This window comes from Gordonia hirsuta DSM 44140 = NBRC 16056 (genome assembly GCF_000333015.1).
Taxonomy (GTDB): domain Bacteria; phylum Actinomycetota; class Actinomycetes; order Mycobacteriales; family Mycobacteriaceae; genus Gordonia; species Gordonia hirsuta.
On the sequence record NZ_BANT01000014.1, the window covers coordinates 157,857 to 172,453 of the forward strand.

Consider the following 14,597-nt stretch of genomic DNA (forward strand, 5'->3'; position numbering starts at 1 on the left):
GTGATCCAGGTCCTGCTTGCGCTGGGGATCGGTGCGCTGCTGGCGCCGCCCATCATGCGCGCGCTGGGGACCCGCGGGTTCTACGTCCTGGCGCTGATGCCCGCCGGCGCGCTGGTCTGGCTGATCCTGAACTGGCCGTCCGCGGAAGCGCCGCTCACCCAGAACGTCTCCTGGGTTCCGAGTCTGCAGATGGATCTGACACTGCGGATGGACACCCTCTCGGCGGTGATGTCGGTGCTGATCCTGGGCGTGGGCGCACTGGTCCTGGTCTACTGCGCCAATTACTTCGACGAGATGCGCCGTCGGGTCGAGGTCTTCGGCGGTGAACTGGTCGCCTTCGCTGCGGCCATGTTCGGCCTGGTGGTCAGCGACAACATGCTGGTGCTGTACGTGTTCTGGGAGGCCACGACGGTCCTGTCGTTCATGCTGGTGGGCTTCTTCGGCTTCCGGGCCACCGCTCGCCGGGCAGCCACTCAGGCGCTGCTGGTCACCACCTTCGGCGGGCTGGCGATGCTGGTGGGCATCATCATGCTCGGCGAACGGACCGGCAGCTACCTGCTCTCGGAGGTGATCGCGCACCCGCCGGGCGGCACCTACGCGGCCGTGGCCGTGGCGCTGATCCTGATCGGCGCACTGAGCAAGTCGGCCATCGTGCCCTTCCACTTCTGGCTGCCCGGTGCGATGGCGGCGCCGACGCCGGTCAGCGCCTACCTGCACGCCGCGGCCATGGTGAAGGCCGGCGTCTACCTGGTGGCCCGGCTGGCACCGGCCTTTCACTCCCAGGTCGGCTGGCAGGTCATCGTCGTCAGCCTGGGCCTGTTCACCATGATCCTGGGCGGATGGCGGTCCCTGCGCGAACTGGACCTCAAACTCATCCTGGCCTTCGGCACCGTCTCCCAGCTCGGTCTGATCACCGTGCTGGTGGGGCTGGGCGACCGCAACGTCGCGCTGGCCGGCCTGGCGATGATCCTCGCGCACGGGTTGTTCAAGGCCAGCCTGTTCATGGTCGTCGGCATCATCGACCACTCCACCGGCACCCGCGACATCCGGCGCCTGGCCCGCCTGGGGAACCGGTTCCCGGTCTTGGCGGCCGTAGCCGGACTGGCTGGTGCCAGCATGGCCGGGCTCCCCTTCACCCTGGGCTTCATCGGCAAGGAGGCCGCCTTCGGTGCGGTGTGGGACACGCAAGGCTATACGCCCTGGCTGGCACACACCGTCGACCTGATTCTGGTAGTCGGCTCGATCATCACCTTCGCCTACACGACCCGATTCCTGTGGGGAGCCTTCGGACGCAAGGTCCGCTCCCTGCCCACCCGCGCGGTGGCGCAGGCGCACCGCCCCTCGGTGATGTTCCTGCTGCCACCGGCACTGCTGGCAGCCTTCGGCGTCGTCGCCTCCTTCCTGGCACCGTGGATCGGCGACCTCATCGAGCCGTACGCGCAGACCCTGCCGCCGTATGACCAGCCGATCGAGCATCTGGCCCTCTGGCACGGTTTCGGCCTGCCGGTGGTCCTGACGATCATCGTCTACCTCGCCGGCCCGGCCCTGTTCCTGATCCTGCGCCGCATCCGCGACCAGCTCTTCGACCATCCCCCGCGACTGAACGCCGACCACGCCTACGACCGCGTGCTGCGCGGTGCCGACAGCCTGTCGCTGTGGGTCACCCGCAACACCCAGCGCGGCAGCCTGCCGATTACGCAGGGGGTGATCTTGTCGACGGCGGTGCTGCTGCCGCTGGGCGCGTTGTTCCTCGGGGCCCGCGACCGTCTGGTCCCGGCCGGTTTCGACAACGTCGAGCAGGCGGTGATCGGCGTGGTCATCGTCGGTGCCGCCCTCACCGCGACCATGCTGCGCAACCGCCTGGCCGGCGCCCTGACCGTCGGGATCACCGGCTACGGCGTCGGCACCCTGTTCGCCATCTACGGAGCTCCCGATCTGGCCCTGACCCAGTTCCTGGTGGAGAGCCTGACGCTGGTGATCTTCGTGCTGGTGCTGCGTAAGCTGGCCGCTGAGCCACAGCCGCGGCACAAGACCGGATTCCGTCCCCTGCGCGCCCTGATCGCGCTGGCCTTCGGCGCGATGCTCGTGCTGATCGGGCTGTTCGCGGCGGCCGCCCGCAGCGCGCAGCCGCTGTATGTGGATCTGGGCGAAGCCGCCTACAAGTTCGGTCACGGCGGGAACACCGTCAACGTGCTGCTGGTCGACATCCGCGCCTGGGACACCCTCGGTGAGGTCTCGGTGCTGATCGTGGCGGCCACCGGTGTGGCCTCGATGGTCTTCCGCAGCCGCCGGTTCGGTGCCGCACCGCGCGTCACCGACGTGGCCCGCTCCGAGGCCGGACTCGGCAGCGGCGACATGATCCCCGACCGGACCGTGTGGCTGCGCGGCAGCGAGCTCGGCCGGCCCGAACACCGCTCGATGGTGTTGGAGGCCACCACCCGGCTGGTCTTCCCCACCCTGGTGGTGTTGTCGCTCTACTTCTTCTTCGCCGGCCACAACGCTCCCGGCGGCGGCTTCGCCGGCGGCCTGGTGATGGGTCTGGCGCTGGTGCTGCGCTATCTCGCCGGGGGCCGCTACGAGCTGGGGGAGGCGCTGCCGGTGGAGGCCGGCACCATTCTGGGCACCGGTCTGCTGGTCTCGGCGACCACCGCCGTGACCTCTCTGGCCCTGGGCGCCCCCGCCCTGTCGTCGGCGGTCTTCGAACTGCAGCTGCCGATCTTCGGCGAGGTGCACGTGGTCACCGCCATGTTCTTCGACGCCGGCATCTATCTGATCGTCGTCGGTCTGGTGCTCGATGTACTGCGCAGTCTGGGTGCCCGGCTGGATTCGGACACCCCGCAGGGCGCCGAATCGCTGCCCGAACCGGCGGCCGGCAGCTGCACCGTCGCCGAGGAGGCAGGCCGATGACGGTGAACCTGGGACTGCTGGTGGTGGTCGGCGTGCTCGGCGCCACGGGCGTTTATCTGCTGATGGAACGCAGCCTGGTCCGGATGCTGCTGGGGCTGATGCTGGTCGGCAACGGCGTCAACGTCCTGATCGTGATCCTGGCCGGAGGCCCGGGAAAACCGCCCGTGCGCGGTGCCGAATCGCTCGGCTCGACCACCGAGGCCGATCCCCTCGCCCAGGGGATGGTGCTCACCGCCATCGTGATCACGATGGGCGTGGCCGCCTTCATCCTGGCCTTGACCTACCGGCTGTTCGTCATCAACCGTCAGGACGACGATCTGGAAGACGATTCCGAGGACGTCAAACTCCGGGAAGCCACCCTCCGCGACTCCAGCGAGCGCGACCGCAGCGCCGATCCGGTGACCGGAGCGCCCACTGTCGGCGGTGACCTGTTCGACGAGGACGGCAACCCGCTGACTCCCGAGGAGTTCGTCGCGGCGCACCTCGGCGTCATCGAGACCGATCTGATGCCTGCCGATGCCGCCATCCTGGACCATCTGCCCAGTGCCAGCCCCGACGAGATGCCCGACGACGAGCCCCGGAGCGGGGACGACACCGACGGCCCCGGCGAGCGCACCGCCGCCGACGGCCGCAGCACCGTCGACCAGTCCGTCGACGTATCGGAGAGCGAGCAGACCCCGGCCGTAGAGACCCCCCATGCAGACAGCGGGGACGGCGACGACGACGACGTGATCCTGCAGGACCCGAACATCGACCTGAACCTCGACGATCCGACCGAGGACATCGACGACGAGGATCTGGACGAGGAGGAGGTCTTACGCCTGACCCTGGAGGGTCCCGACAGCCTGCCCGAGGACGACACCGACCACGACGTCGTCGACGAGGACCCTTTCGATGATGACCTGCCCGACGGGGGACAATCATGATCCCAGCCCCGTCGTGGATCACCGTGCTGATCGCCCTGCCCACCCTGGTGCCGCTGCTCGCGGCCGCCCTGACGCTGCTGCGCGGGCGCAATCCCCGATTCCAGCGGGCGGTGACCGTCGGCGCCATCAGCGTCGCGCTGATCGCCTCGGCGATGATGCTGTATCTGACCAGCCAGTACGGCACCTTCGCGGTGCGAATCGGCGGCTGGGGAGACAAGGGATACCCGAACGGGCCGCTGGGTATCACGCTGGTCGTCGACCGGCTCTCGGCCCTGATGCTCGTGGTCTCGACCATCGTCCTGTTGTGCGTGGTGATCTACGCGATCGGTCAGGGTATCCGGGACGGCACCACTCAGCAGCCGGTGTCGATCTTCCTGCCGTCGTACCTGATCCTGACCGCCGGGGTGTGCAACTCCTTCCTGGCCGGCGACCTGTTCAACATGTACGTCTCCTTCGAGGTGCTGCTGGCGGCCAGCTTCGTGCTGCTGACGCTGGGCGCCAGCGCGGACCGGGTTCGCGCGGGAGCCTCGTACGTGATGGTCTCGATGGTCTCTTCGCTGATCTTCCTGGCCGGTATCGCCTTCGCCTACTCGACCACCGGCACCCTGAACCTGGCCGAGATGGCGGTGCGGCTCGAGCACGTGCCCACCGGCACCCGCAACGCCCTGTTCGCGGTCCTGCTGGTCGCCTTCGGTATCAAAGCGGCGGTCTTCCCGCTGTCGACGTGGCTGCCGGACTCCTACCCGACCGCCCCGGCTCCGGTCACCGCCGTCTTCGCCGGTCTGCTCACCAAGGTCGGCGTGTACGCGATCATCCGCACTAATACGCTGCTGTTCCCCGGCGGCACTATGGACAATGTGCTCATGGTGGCGGGTCTGGCGACCATGCTGGTCGGTATCTTCGGTGCCATTGCGCAGTCGGACATCAAACGTCTGTTGTCGTTCACCCTGGTCAGCCACATCGGCTACATGATCTTCGGCATCGCCGTCGGATCGCAGATCTCGATGTCGGCGGCGATCTACTACGTCGCCCACCACATCCTGGTGCAGACCACCCTGTTCCTGGTGGTCGGCCTGATCGAACGACAGGCCGGTTCGGCCTCGCTGCGCCGCCTGGGCGGGCTCATCGCCAGCCCGGTGCTGGCGGCACTGTTCCTGATCCCGGCACTGAACCTGGGCGGTATCCCGCCGTTCTCCGGTTTCATCGGCAAGGTCGCCCTGCTCGAGGGCGGTGTCCGCGACGGCTCGGTCCTGGCGTGGCTGCTGGTCGCCGGTGCGGTGATCACCAGCCTGCTGACCCTGTACGTGGTCGCTCGCGTCTGGGCCAAGGCCTTCTGGCGGCCCCGCGCCGACGCACCCGAGGGCGAGCTGACCAACAGCACCGCCTCGGCCCTGGTCCCCGAGGGCGTCGACGTGCTCCTGGCCGACCGCGAAGACGTCGGCCGCATGCCGGCGACCATGGTGCTGCCGACCGCCATGATGGTGGCCGTCGGTCTGGCGTTGACCGTGTGGGCCGGGCCCATCTTCGGTTTCACCGACGACGCGGCCACCGATCTGGTCGATCGCGAGCCCGGCGTCTGCAGCCCGTACATCACCGCCGTGCTGGGATGTGAGAAATGAGCAACACTCCCTACCCGGATCGGCCGCACCCCAAACCGGTCGGCAAACGACCGATCCCCGCCTTTTTCGGGAATCTGTGGCGCCAGTCCGTGGTGGCCTTCGCCTGGCCGCTGACCTCGGCCATCGTCTGGGTCGCCAGCCGGGTGTCGATGCCCAAGTGGATGGGCAGCGATCTGCGTGAGTTCGCCGTCCGGCTGTGGAGCCTGGCCTGGCTGGCCTTCGTCTGGGTGCTGCTGTGGGGCGATGTGACGTGGGGCAATGTGGTGATCGGCATCGTCTTCGGTGTCGCGGTCCTGGCGATTCTGCCGCTGCCGCGGGTACCGGTCGAAGGCCGGCTGCATCCCCTTGCCGCCCTGAACCTGCTGATCAGCATGCTGTGGAACTTCCTGATCTCGGCCGCCCAGGTCGCCTGGGCCGCGGTGCGCCCCGGTGAGCCGCCACTGGGCTGCGTGGTCCGCGTGCACCTGGCGATCAAATCCGACCTGGTCCTGACGCTGGCGGTGGACTATCTGAACCTGGTGCCCGGGACCATGGTGGTGGAGATCGACCACGTGCATCGGATCCTGTACGTGCACGTCTTCGACGTCCGCACACAGAAGCAGGTGGATCATTTCCGCAAGCAGATGGCTTATGTGGAGCGTCAGTTCATCCGGGCTTTCGAACGCGACAGTGAATGGCATCCGAGTCCGTACCACGGGATCGACGACGACTACCACCATGTCCCGTTCGCCGACCGCCAGCGCGTGGCCGACGGCGAACGCGCTCCCCGCCGCCGTCGTCGCCGCCGGAAGGAGCGCCGTCGCTCATGAGCATCGTCTGGACCATCAGTGCCACCCTGCTGCTCTCCGCCAGTCTGCTGACCCTGTACCGGGCGCTGCGCGGGCCGACCACCCTGGACCGGCTCGTCGGCATCGATACGCTGATCGCCCTGGTGATCTGCGGGCTGGCGGTGTGGGTGGCGGCCACCTTCGACACCACCATCGTCCCGAGCATCGTGGCGTTGTCCCTGGTCAGCTTCATCGGGTCCATCTCGGTGGCCCGCTTCCGGGTGAGGGACGACGAATGATCCGCGACATCTTCACCGCCGTGTTCATCCTGACCGGCAGCCTGATCGCCTTCACCGCCGCTCTGGGCATCGTCCGCTTCCCCGACACTTTGTCGAGGATGCATGCGGCCACCAAACCGCAGACCTTCGGCATGACCCTGGTGCTGGTCGGCACACTCATCCGGATCGCCGGTCACCCCGACGCCGGAATGCTGGTCCTGACGGCGCTGTTCATGCTGATCACCGCCCCGGTGATCGCGCAGCGGGTCGGCCGACTGGTCTATCGGGAGCAGCCCGACCGTCGCCCGCCGATCGACGAGGCGGACCTGAGCGTCCTGCGGCGCAACGAAACCGGCGGGCCGCACTGACCGTCCGGGCCGCCGTCCCGGAGACCGGCTCGGTCCTACTGGAGTTCGCCAACCACCGCGTCGACCACTGCCCGCAAGTTCCCGGCCCGTTCGTGCACGGCGTGCTGGCGCTGATAGCTGGCACCGGCGGCGATGATCTCGGCGACCGAGGCCAGCTCATCGCTGCATTCCAGATCCGCGGCCACCGGCTCGAGCCGGACCAGCAGATCGGCTAGATCGTCGGTCACCAACCGCTCATCGCAGGCCGTGTTCTGGATGACGATCGCCTCCAGCCCGTAGCGGGCGGCGCGCCACTTGTTCTCCTGCACCAGCCATGGCGCCAGCTGCGGCAGCGTCTCACCCGCATCGAGCCGGCGGCTCAGATCGACCACCAGGCAGTGGGTCAGCGCCACCAGTGCAGCCAGCTCACGCCGGTTGGAGACTCCGTCGCAGATGCGTACCTCGATGGTCCCCAGGTGCGGCGACGGCCGCACATCCCAGCGGATCTCGTTGAGGTGGTCGATGATGCCGGTGGTCTTCTGGTCGTGGACGAAGGCCTCGAACTCGCTCCACTGCTGGAACTGGAAGGGCAGCCCAGCCGTCGGCAGCTGCTGGAACATCATCGCGCGGTTACTGGCATAACCGGTTTCCTGCCCTGCCCACATCGGGGAGGACGCCGAGAGCGCCAACAGGTGCGGATAGTAGTTGAGCAGACCCGACAGGATCGGCAGCACCTTGTCCTGGTGATCGATGCCCACGTGCACGTGCACGCCCCAGATCAGCATCTGACGGCCCCACCATTGGGTGCGCTCGATCAGCTCGGCGTACCGGCTGCCCGCGGTCAGCTGCTGCCCGGACCACTCGGCGAACGGGTGCGTTCCGGCCCCGTACAGGTCGATGTCCAGCTCTTCGGTGAGCTCACGGACCTGTGCCAGGGTGGCCCCCAGGTCGTCCATCGCCTCACCGGTGGTCCGGCAGATCCCGGTGACCAGCTCCACGGTGTTGCGCAGCAACTCCCGGTGGATGCGCTCGGCCCGGGACAGCCCGCGGTCGGCGATCAGCGTGAACAGCGGGTCGGCGGCGTTGCGCAGATCACGGCTGGCACGATCGACCAACGCCAGTTCCCATTCGACGCCCAGCGTCGGTTCCGCCGACGCCCGGAACTCGATCGGGGCGAACGACGACGAGCCGCTCACGGGCGAGCCCGCGATCAGTTCGCGACGATGTTGCCGCAGGCGACGGCGGTGTCACCGGTCAGGAGCACCACGATCTTGCCGTCGAGGTCGGCCACGTTGACGGTGACGGTCTGTCGGGCTGAGCCGTTGCCCTGCTCGTTGACGGCAATCCCCGGCAGCGAGCCCCCGGCGATCACGTTGCCGGTGTTGGTGAAGCCACCGACGGGTGCGGCCGTCGGCGAACCGCCCTCGACCTCGACCTCCTTCGGCGCGAAACAGCTGCTGGCCGAGCGGACCTCGACCTTGTGCGAGCCCGGAGTCATCCCGCTCACCCGCAGGTTGACCTTGGTGCTGTTGCCTTCGGTGACGAAGCTCGCCGCACCCAGGGCGTCGCCGGAGGGGCTGAGCAGGTTCGCGGTGCCCACAGCCGAGCCCGGCGCGGCCGGCACATCGTCGGCGTTCACCAGGTCACCGGGCTCCACCTGGTTGCCGGTGATCGGCGCCGGGTTGGTGCCGGGAACGTCCGAGACGTGCTCGTCCGGGGTGCAGGCCGTCAGGCCGAACCCGGCGATTCCGGCGGCGGCGAGGGTCGCAAGCACACGCTTGGTCGTGACACCGGTGATGAGGCTGGCGGTCATGGCTGTTCCTTCGGCTGTTGTGTTGACGGACTGGGCTGCATTGTTCACGGGTTCGGCTCCGGGCTACTTGCTCACCACGATGACGGCGATCTCGCCGTCGCAGCGGGTGAAAGCGGCCGGACGTTCTTCGGCCGAAGCACCGCCGGGTACCGCTTCGGCGACCTTCTTGGCCGCGTCCTCGTCGCCCTCGGCGTAGAAGACGGTGTTCTCGGTGATGCTGCTGGTCGGCAGGTTGGCCGGGTCGGTGCCGATCGGGAAGCCGGCCGACTTCAACTCCTCGGAGACCTCACCGGCCAGTCCCGGGATGCTGCCGGCGTTGAGCACGCAGATCTTGGTGTCACCGATGTTCTCCGACGGCACGGAGGAGGAGGCCGGCGATGAGCTGGGCGCGGCCGATGCGCTGGTCTCACTGGCGGCCTGCGCGCTCTGACCGGCACCGGCGAGCTTGTCCTGGGGAGACTCTTTGCCGCTGTCGGAGGCCGATTTGATGCCGAGCAGGAGGAAGACCACGGCAACGGCGAGCAGCAGCATGGCTCCTGCACGCAGCGGCAGGCGATTGGGTTCGCGGTCAGCATTCATCAGGGCAACTCTAACCCACGCGGGCCCGCGGCCCGCGCCGAGACATCAGGTCGGGTCGAAACCGAGCCGCCGCGCCGCCCGCGCCTTCTGGCGCGAGGCGCGCAGTCTACGCAGGCGCTTGACGAGCATGGGGTCGGCGGCCAGGGCTTCGGGACGGTCCACCAGCGCGTTGAGCACCTGGTAGTAGCGGGTCGACGACAAGCCGAAGAGCTCTTTGATGGCGTCTTCTTTGGAGCCGGAGTACTTCCACCACTGGCGTTCGAACCCGAGGATGTCGCGCTCCCGGCGCGTCAGTCCGTCGGCGCCGATCTCGTGCGGATCGGGCTGGACCGACTGCTGCTCTGCGGCTGCGCCGTTCGACACCGGTGGGTCCCCTTCTGTTGCGCGCGGTGGCGCCGTCGTTCACGAATCCGGCGGCCAGGCCGGTGAATGACAGCGATGTGCTTCGGTCAGTATCTAATCATGACCGGACGTGCGCGGGCGCGGTGACTCACCGGTGCGGCATCTGATTCGTGCCGGACGCGGCCGGTGCGACCGGCGGCAGTAGAGTTGCCCGCATGGCGATTCTTCCCATCTGCATCGTCGGCGAACCCGTCCTGCACCAGCCGACCAGCCCGGTCGAGCTGGACGCCGACGGGCGGCCCGCGCCGGAACTGATCGAACTGCTCGACGATATGTACGAGACGATGGATGCCGCCAACGGCGTCGGCCTGGCCGCCAACCAGGTCGGCCGGGGGCTGCGGATGTTCGTCTACGACTGCCCCGACGGCGATCGACGGCGGCGCGGCGAGGTGATCAACCCGGTACTGCAGACCTCGGAACTGCCCGAGACGATGCCCGATCCGGATTCCAACGACGAAGGCTGTCTCTCGGTTCCCGGAGAAGGCTTCCCCACCGGCCGCGCCGAGTGGGCCAAGGTCACCGGCACCGACCGCGACGGCAATCCGGTGGAGATCGAGGGCACCGGCTTCTTCGCCCGCATGCTGCAGCACGAGACCGGACATCTTGACGGCTATCTGTATCTGGACGTCCTGGTGGGCCGTAACGCCCGCGCAGCCAAGAAGGCGGTCAAACGGAACAAGTGGGGCGTGCCGGGTCTGACCTGGCTGCCCGGCTCGGTCGCCGACCCGTTCGGCCACGACGACTGAGTGCCCCGTGGACCCGCTCATCGGTGATCGCGTTGTGATCCGCTACCGGCTGGGCGCCGGTGGCCCCGACGACTGGCGCGCCGGGTCCGGCCCCAATCCGGCCTTCACGCATGCGCCGACGCTGTCGGACATCACCGGCATCCTGCGCGAGCACGACGGTCAGGCGCTGGTGATCGAACGCGACGGGCGCGCCGAATCGGTGCCGGTCGCGGCGATCACCTCGCTTCGGCAACTCTCGGCGCAGACGGTGCGTAACTCGCAGATCCGCCGGGTCGAACGCGCCTTGACCGACGCGACCGTTGCCGCCGAACGCGTCGAGGTCGACGGCTGGGTGCTCTCGGCCGATCCGGCGAGTTCGGCACCGCGCGCCACCGCGGCTGTGCCGCTGGGCTTCGGCACCAACACCACGGCCCTGGACACCATCGCCGAGTGGTACCGGCTGCGGGGGCTGCCCACCCGGGTCATCGCCCCCGAACGTCTGCTGCGGCTGGCCGACCTCGGGGCCGGCCCGGGGATCGGCTACGAGGTGCTGACCCGGGACGGCACGACTCCGGTCGAGGTCCCCGGCAGCGACCTGGACGAGCGGCGGCGCCTGCGCGCCGAAGGCTACGGACTGCACCACACCTTCATGCTGCTCACCCTGCCCGGATCGGCTGCGGAGGCGGCCGGGGCATCCGCCGATGACCGGCGCTGACGGCGGCCGGTCCGGTTGGCGCAGCCGGGTCGGACCGGCGCTGGGCCTGGTCCTGCTGCTCGTCGCCGTCGTTCTGCTCTGGGCGTTCTCCGACGGCCCCGACGACGGTGTAACGAACACCGAGGGCCCGGGCGTGGCCGCCGTTTCCTCGGCGCCGGACACCGGGGCACCGGAGACCTCGCGCGCGCAGCCGTCACAGTCCCGACCCGCCCACTCGCGCCCCGCGCAGTCCCGCCCCGCGCAATCCCGGCCGCCGTCGGCGCCGGCGGTGCCCGCGCGGGTCACCGCGATACTGGCACTGATCGACGCCGGCCAGTGGCCGGACGCCGCGAACGCCCCGGGCACCCAGGGCGGGCGCACTTTCGGCAACTACGAGGGCCTGCTCCCGACGACCGGCCCGGACGGGCGGCGCCTGCGGTTCCAGGAATGGGACGTCAACCCCAAAAAACCCGGCCGGGGCCGGGACGCCGAGCGCATCGTAACCGCGAACGACGGCTCCGCCTGGTACACCTTGGACCACTACCGCAGCTTCACACAGATCAGGGGGCCGTCGCGATGAGTCCGGGCGTGAACGACTTTCTGCGCGCAACCCTGCACGGCGGCCCGGCGATCGCCCTGACCTCGGCGCGGCTGCGGAACCCCGGATCCGGCGATCCGGGGCTGGTCGCACGCCGGATCGACGGCGCATCGGCCCGCACCCTGCCCGGGCTGTTCGAAGCCTACGCCTGGGCCTGGGACTTCCCCGGCTACTTCGGCGGCAACAAGGATGCATTCAACGACTGCATGACCGATCTGGACGACGGCCGCTTCTCCCCTGCCGGAGGTACCGCCACGACCGGCTTTCTGACCGTCGTGACCCGGGCCGAACAGTTCCTGGCCGATGCCCCGCCGGCCGACCGGGCCTGGTTCGCCCAATCCCAGGCCGGATACCGGGACGACTACCGCACCGTGAACGCCTACGGCGCTGACCGTCCGGTGCCGCTGCAGTTCGGCGTCGTACTGCACACCGACCTGTCGCACCTGCGCACCGTCACCGACCGGTGGCGCGCCGCCGGGGCGTCCCCTGCCGTACTGATCACGAACGGAAAGGATTGAGATCATGCGCTTGGCCAGCTGGAACGTCAACTCGATCCGCGCCCGGAGCGAACAGATCGTCACCTGGATGACCCGCCACGCCGTCGACGTGATCGCCCTGCAGGAGACCAAATGCCGCGACGACCAGTTCCCTGTGATGAGTTTTCTGGCCGAGGGATACGACGTCGCGATGACCGGTGACGGCGGCTACAACGGCGTGGCCATCGCCTCGCGGATCGGCCTGGACGATGTGCACATCGGTTTCGACGGCCAGCCGTCACTGCGGCCGGGTGAGCCGCCCGAACCGCGTGCCATCTCGGCCACCTGCGGTGGGGTGCGCGTGTGGAGCCTGTACGCACCCAACGGCAGGCGCGTCGACGATCCTCACTACCGGTACAAGCTGGCCTGGCTGGAGGCACTCGCCGGATTCACCCGGCTGGAACTCGGACACGATCCGGCCGCCCAGATCGCTCTGGCCGGAGACTGGAACGTCGCACCGCTGGACGAGGACGTCTGGGATCCGGCGTTCTTCGCCGACCGCACCCACCTGACACCGCCTGAGCGGGCGGCGTTCGGCGAGTTCCTGCAGGCCGGTTTCATCGACAGCGCCCGGCCGTTCACCCCGGGCCCGGAGGTGTACACCTTCTGGGATTACACCGCCGGCCGGTTCGCCAAGAACGAGGGGATGCGGATCGATTTCGCGCTCTGCTCTCCGGCCCTGGACGACCGGATCTTCGATGCGTTCATCGACCGTGAGGCACGTGCCGCCGCCGGCGCCAGCGATCACGCTCCGCTGGTGCTGGACCTGTCGTCGACCGGCTTCCCCGACTGAGAAGAGCTCGCCGCCGGCGCACCCGCAACACCGGTCACTTAGGTTAGCCTACGCTATTGTCTAACCATGATTCCGGGTCTCTCCCGCCGACTGGCGGTGGCCATCGCCCTTCTGCTCTCCGTCATCCTCGCCGCCAGCGGGTGCAGCGCCCCCGACGAGGACGCGCCCCGGGGCGGCCCGGTTCAGGTGAACACCCCCCAGGGACCGGTCATGATCCCGGGCACCCCGCAGCGGATCGTCACACTGGGCACCCAATGGATCGATACGGCCCTGGCCTTCGGCGTCAGCCCGGTGGCCTATCTGGACCAGAATCAGATCCTGTCCAAGAAACCGGCACCCTGGGTGGGCGACAAGCTCGAGAACTCCACCGCGTTGAGCATGGAGAATCTGGTCGCCGAGATCGCCAAGGCCAAGCCGGACCTGATCCTGGCCGAGGGATACATGGCCACGGCCCAGCCGGAGATGTACGGGAAGATCAAAGAGATCGCACCGACGATTCCCGGCGTCACCGGCAAGCAGATCGACCCCTGGGACGACATGGTTACGCTCTTTGGCACCATCACCCATCGCACGGACCTGGCCGAAGACATCATCAATCGTGTCAACGACGCGATCAGCCGGGTCACGACCGACTATCCCGGACTCAAAGACAAGACCTACGCCCTGGCGTACATGTTCTCCAGTGAACAGATCCAGGTGATGGCCGACCCGACCGACGGCGCCGGGATCCTGTTCGCCCAGCTCGGCCTGAAGGTGGCACCCACCCTGGCCGCCGAATTCGCGCGCAAGGGCGAGCCGCGGTTCCCGATCTCGACCGAGAACGTGCCGATGCTCGACGCCGATCTCCTGGCGGTCACCGCCGGCAGCGAGGCCATGCGCGCCGAACTGCGCAAGCTGCCCGGTTACGCGAACCTCAAAGCGGTGCGCGACGGTGCGGTCGCTGATCTGAGCGTCACCGAGATCACCGGGCTCAACCAGCCCAGCGCACTGTCGATTCCCTACCTGCTCGACCAGTTGCGTCCGCAGTTCGAACGAGCCGCGAACGCCCGGTAGCGGCCCCGACCCGTCCGAGCACGAGGCCCGGGCTCTCGCATTGTGCGGGAGCCCGGGCCTTGTGGCCGCTGCGCCGGGGCGACCGTCAGCGCACGTTGCAGGGGATCTGGGCGAACGACGCCAGCTCGCAGACCGACTTGTTGCCCAGCTTCCAGCGGCCGTCCAGCCACAGGAAGCGCATGGTCAGGTAGTTCGACTGGTAGCCCGGTGCATACAGCTCCAGCCGCGCGGTGGCGGTGGTGCCGTCCTGCTTGACCGGCCCCACCAGGCGGTACCCCATTCCCACGGCCTCGAACTGCTTGCCGTAGTTGAGGACCTTGGTCAGCGTGGCCGCTGCGGTGGCGCCACCCTCGAGCAGTTGCCCCTTCTGCGCATTCGAGCCTCCGCCGCGCAGCACAGCCAGGTCCCGCTGGAAGCCACCGAGCGTCGGAGCCGTGGGCTGCCCTGCCGCCGCAGTGGCGGCCGGCGCCGATTCGGCAGCCACCGCCGGTGCGGCAGGGGCGACGGGAGCCGCCGGAGATTCGGCGGGCACCGGAGCGGCCGCGGGAGCCTCGGGCACC

Annotated in this window: 17 protein-coding genes; 12 read left to right on the plus strand and 5 right to left on the minus strand. The window is 68.7% G+C overall.

Annotated elements, in window-relative coordinates; translation table 11 throughout:
* The 6 genes from GOHSU_RS05855 to mnhG are packed head-to-tail and all read left to right on the plus strand — an operon-like array spanning position 1 to position 6,865.
* The gene (locus tag GOHSU_RS05855; protein ID WP_005938283.1) at positions 1-2,907 is read left to right on the plus strand and encodes a Na+/H+ antiporter subunit A; all 2,907 of its coding nucleotides are present in this window, start codon (positions 1-3) and stop codon (positions 2,905-2,907) included.
* On the plus strand, positions 2,904-3,833 hold the full coding sequence (locus GOHSU_RS17410; protein WP_005938286.1) for a Na(+)/H(+) antiporter subunit C: 930 nt from the start codon (positions 2,904-2,906) through the stop codon (positions 3,831-3,833). Before GOHSU_RS05855 ends, GOHSU_RS17410 begins: the two co-directional genes overlap by 4 nt.
* The gene (locus tag GOHSU_RS05865; protein WP_005938289.1) at positions 3,830-5,452 is read left to right on the plus strand and encodes a Na+/H+ antiporter subunit D; all 1,623 of its coding nucleotides are present in this window, start codon (positions 3,830-3,832) and stop codon (positions 5,450-5,452) included. Before GOHSU_RS17410 ends, GOHSU_RS05865 begins: the two co-directional genes overlap by 4 nt.
* The gene (locus GOHSU_RS05870) at positions 5,449-6,261 is read left to right on the plus strand and encodes a Na+/H+ antiporter subunit E (protein WP_005938293.1); all 813 of its coding nucleotides are present in this window, start codon (positions 5,449-5,451) and stop codon (positions 6,259-6,261) included. The genes GOHSU_RS05865 and GOHSU_RS05870 overlap by 4 nt, the downstream gene beginning before the upstream one ends.
* On the plus strand, positions 6,258-6,518 hold the full coding sequence (locus GOHSU_RS05875) for a monovalent cation/H+ antiporter complex subunit F (RefSeq protein ID WP_005938296.1): 261 nt from the start codon (positions 6,258-6,260) through the stop codon (positions 6,516-6,518). The genes GOHSU_RS05870 and GOHSU_RS05875 overlap by 4 nt, the downstream gene beginning before the upstream one ends.
* Positions 6,515-6,865 carry a monovalent cation/H(+) antiporter subunit G gene (gene mnhG / locus GOHSU_RS05880; RefSeq protein WP_005938299.1) on the plus strand — a complete coding sequence of 117 codons (351 nt, stop codon included), beginning with the start codon at positions 6,515-6,517 and terminating at the stop codon, positions 6,863-6,865. Before GOHSU_RS05875 ends, mnhG begins: the two co-directional genes overlap by 4 nt.
* Positions 6,866-6,900: 35 nt before the next feature.
* Here mnhG and GOHSU_RS05885 read toward each other — a convergent pair whose 3' ends face one another.
* The 4 genes from GOHSU_RS05885 to napA all read right to left on the minus strand — a co-directional run bounded on the left by GOHSU_RS05885 (position 6,901) and on the right by napA (position 9,599).
* Complete coding sequence (locus GOHSU_RS05885) at positions 6,901-8,040, minus strand: glutamate--cysteine ligase (RefSeq protein ID WP_005938302.1); 1,140 nt, start codon at positions 8,038-8,040, stop codon at positions 6,901-6,903.
* Positions 8,041-8,054: 14 nt separating this feature from the next.
* Positions 8,055-8,657 carry a hypothetical protein gene (locus GOHSU_RS05890; protein ID WP_005938305.1) on the minus strand — a complete coding sequence of 201 codons (603 nt, stop codon included), beginning with the start codon at positions 8,655-8,657 and terminating at the stop codon, positions 8,055-8,057.
* A gap of 63 nt (positions 8,658-8,720) precedes the next feature.
* Positions 8,721-9,236 (minus strand): LytR C-terminal domain-containing protein, encoded by a 516-nt coding sequence (locus GOHSU_RS05895; protein ID WP_005938309.1) that lies wholly within the window; start codon positions 9,234-9,236, stop codon positions 8,721-8,723.
* 45 nt (positions 9,237-9,281) lie between these two features.
* The gene (gene napA / locus GOHSU_RS05900; RefSeq protein WP_005938312.1) at positions 9,282-9,599 is read right to left on the minus strand and encodes a nucleoid-associated protein NapA; all 318 of its coding nucleotides are present in this window, start codon (positions 9,597-9,599) and stop codon (positions 9,282-9,284) included.
* Between the two features lie 194 nt (positions 9,600-9,793).
* Between napA and GOHSU_RS05905 the strand changes: the two genes are divergently transcribed.
* The 6 genes from GOHSU_RS05905 to GOHSU_RS05930 all read left to right on the plus strand — a co-directional run bounded on the left by GOHSU_RS05905 (position 9,794) and on the right by GOHSU_RS05930 (position 14,037).
* Positions 9,794-10,384: a peptide deformylase gene (locus tag GOHSU_RS05905; protein WP_005938314.1), complete on the plus strand. Its 591-nt coding sequence runs from the start codon at positions 9,794-9,796 to the stop codon at positions 10,382-10,384.
* Positions 10,385-10,391: 7 nt separating this feature from the next.
* Positions 10,392-11,078: a GNAT family N-acetyltransferase, cg3035/Rv0428c family gene (locus GOHSU_RS05910; RefSeq protein WP_005938317.1), complete on the plus strand. Its 687-nt coding sequence runs from the start codon at positions 10,392-10,394 to the stop codon at positions 11,076-11,078.
* Positions 11,065-11,637 (plus strand): ribonuclease domain-containing protein, encoded by a 573-nt coding sequence (locus GOHSU_RS05915; protein WP_005938319.1) that lies wholly within the window; start codon positions 11,065-11,067, stop codon positions 11,635-11,637. The genes GOHSU_RS05910 and GOHSU_RS05915 overlap by 14 nt, the downstream gene beginning before the upstream one ends.
* Before the next feature lie 8 nt (positions 11,638-11,645).
* Positions 11,646-12,173: a barstar family protein gene (locus GOHSU_RS05920; RefSeq protein WP_162138708.1), complete on the plus strand. Its 528-nt coding sequence runs from the start codon at positions 11,646-11,648 to the stop codon at positions 12,171-12,173.
* Between the two features lie 4 nt (positions 12,174-12,177).
* Positions 12,178-12,984: an exodeoxyribonuclease III gene (locus GOHSU_RS05925; protein WP_005938323.1), complete on the plus strand. Its 807-nt coding sequence runs from the start codon at positions 12,178-12,180 to the stop codon at positions 12,982-12,984.
* 66 nt (positions 12,985-13,050) lie between these two features.
* Complete coding sequence (locus tag GOHSU_RS05930; protein ID WP_005938325.1) at positions 13,051-14,037, plus strand: ABC transporter substrate-binding protein; 987 nt, start codon at positions 13,051-13,053, stop codon at positions 14,035-14,037.
* Between the two features lie 85 nt (positions 14,038-14,122).
* Here the strand turns inward: GOHSU_RS05930 and GOHSU_RS16865 are convergent.
* A partial coding sequence (locus tag GOHSU_RS16865) for an MTB12 C-terminal domain-containing protein (protein WP_005938327.1) occupies positions 14,123-14,597 on the minus strand: 475 nt, incomplete at its 5' end.

What these genes read in the sequence shown, in the direction of transcription:
- GOHSU_RS17410 (WP_005938286.1), top strand. Translation starts at nt 2,904, where the DNA reads ATGACGGTGAACCTGGGACTGCTGGTGGTGGTCGGCGTGCTCGGCGCC.
- GOHSU_RS05865 (WP_005938289.1), top strand. Translation starts at nt 3,830, where the DNA reads ATGATCCCAGCCCCGTCGTGGATCACCGTGCTGATCGCCCTGCCCACC.
- GOHSU_RS05870 (WP_005938293.1), top strand. Translation starts at nt 5,449, where the DNA reads ATGAGCAACACTCCCTACCCGGATCGGCCGCACCCCAAACCGGTCGGC.
- GOHSU_RS05875 (WP_005938296.1), top strand. Translation starts at nt 6,258, where the DNA reads ATGAGCATCGTCTGGACCATCAGTGCCACCCTGCTGCTCTCCGCCAGT.
- mnhG (WP_005938299.1), top strand. Translation starts at nt 6,515, where the DNA reads ATGATCCGCGACATCTTCACCGCCGTGTTCATCCTGACCGGCAGCCTG.
- GOHSU_RS05890 (WP_005938305.1), bottom strand. Translation starts at nt 8,657, where the DNA reads ATGACCGCCAGCCTCATCACCGGTGTCACGACCAAGCGTGTGCTTGCG.
- GOHSU_RS05895 (WP_005938309.1), bottom strand. Translation starts at nt 9,236, where the DNA reads ATGAATGCTGACCGCGAACCCAATCGCCTGCCGCTGCGTGCAGGAGCC.
- GOHSU_RS05905 (WP_005938314.1), top strand. Translation starts at nt 9,794, where the DNA reads ATGGCGATTCTTCCCATCTGCATCGTCGGCGAACCCGTCCTGCACCAG.
- GOHSU_RS05915 (WP_005938319.1), top strand. Translation starts at nt 11,065, where the DNA reads ATGACCGGCGCTGACGGCGGCCGGTCCGGTTGGCGCAGCCGGGTCGGA.
- GOHSU_RS05925 (WP_005938323.1), top strand. Translation starts at nt 12,178, where the DNA reads ATGCGCTTGGCCAGCTGGAACGTCAACTCGATCCGCGCCCGGAGCGAA.
- GOHSU_RS05930 (WP_005938325.1), top strand. Translation starts at nt 13,051, where the DNA reads ATGATTCCGGGTCTCTCCCGCCGACTGGCGGTGGCCATCGCCCTTCTG.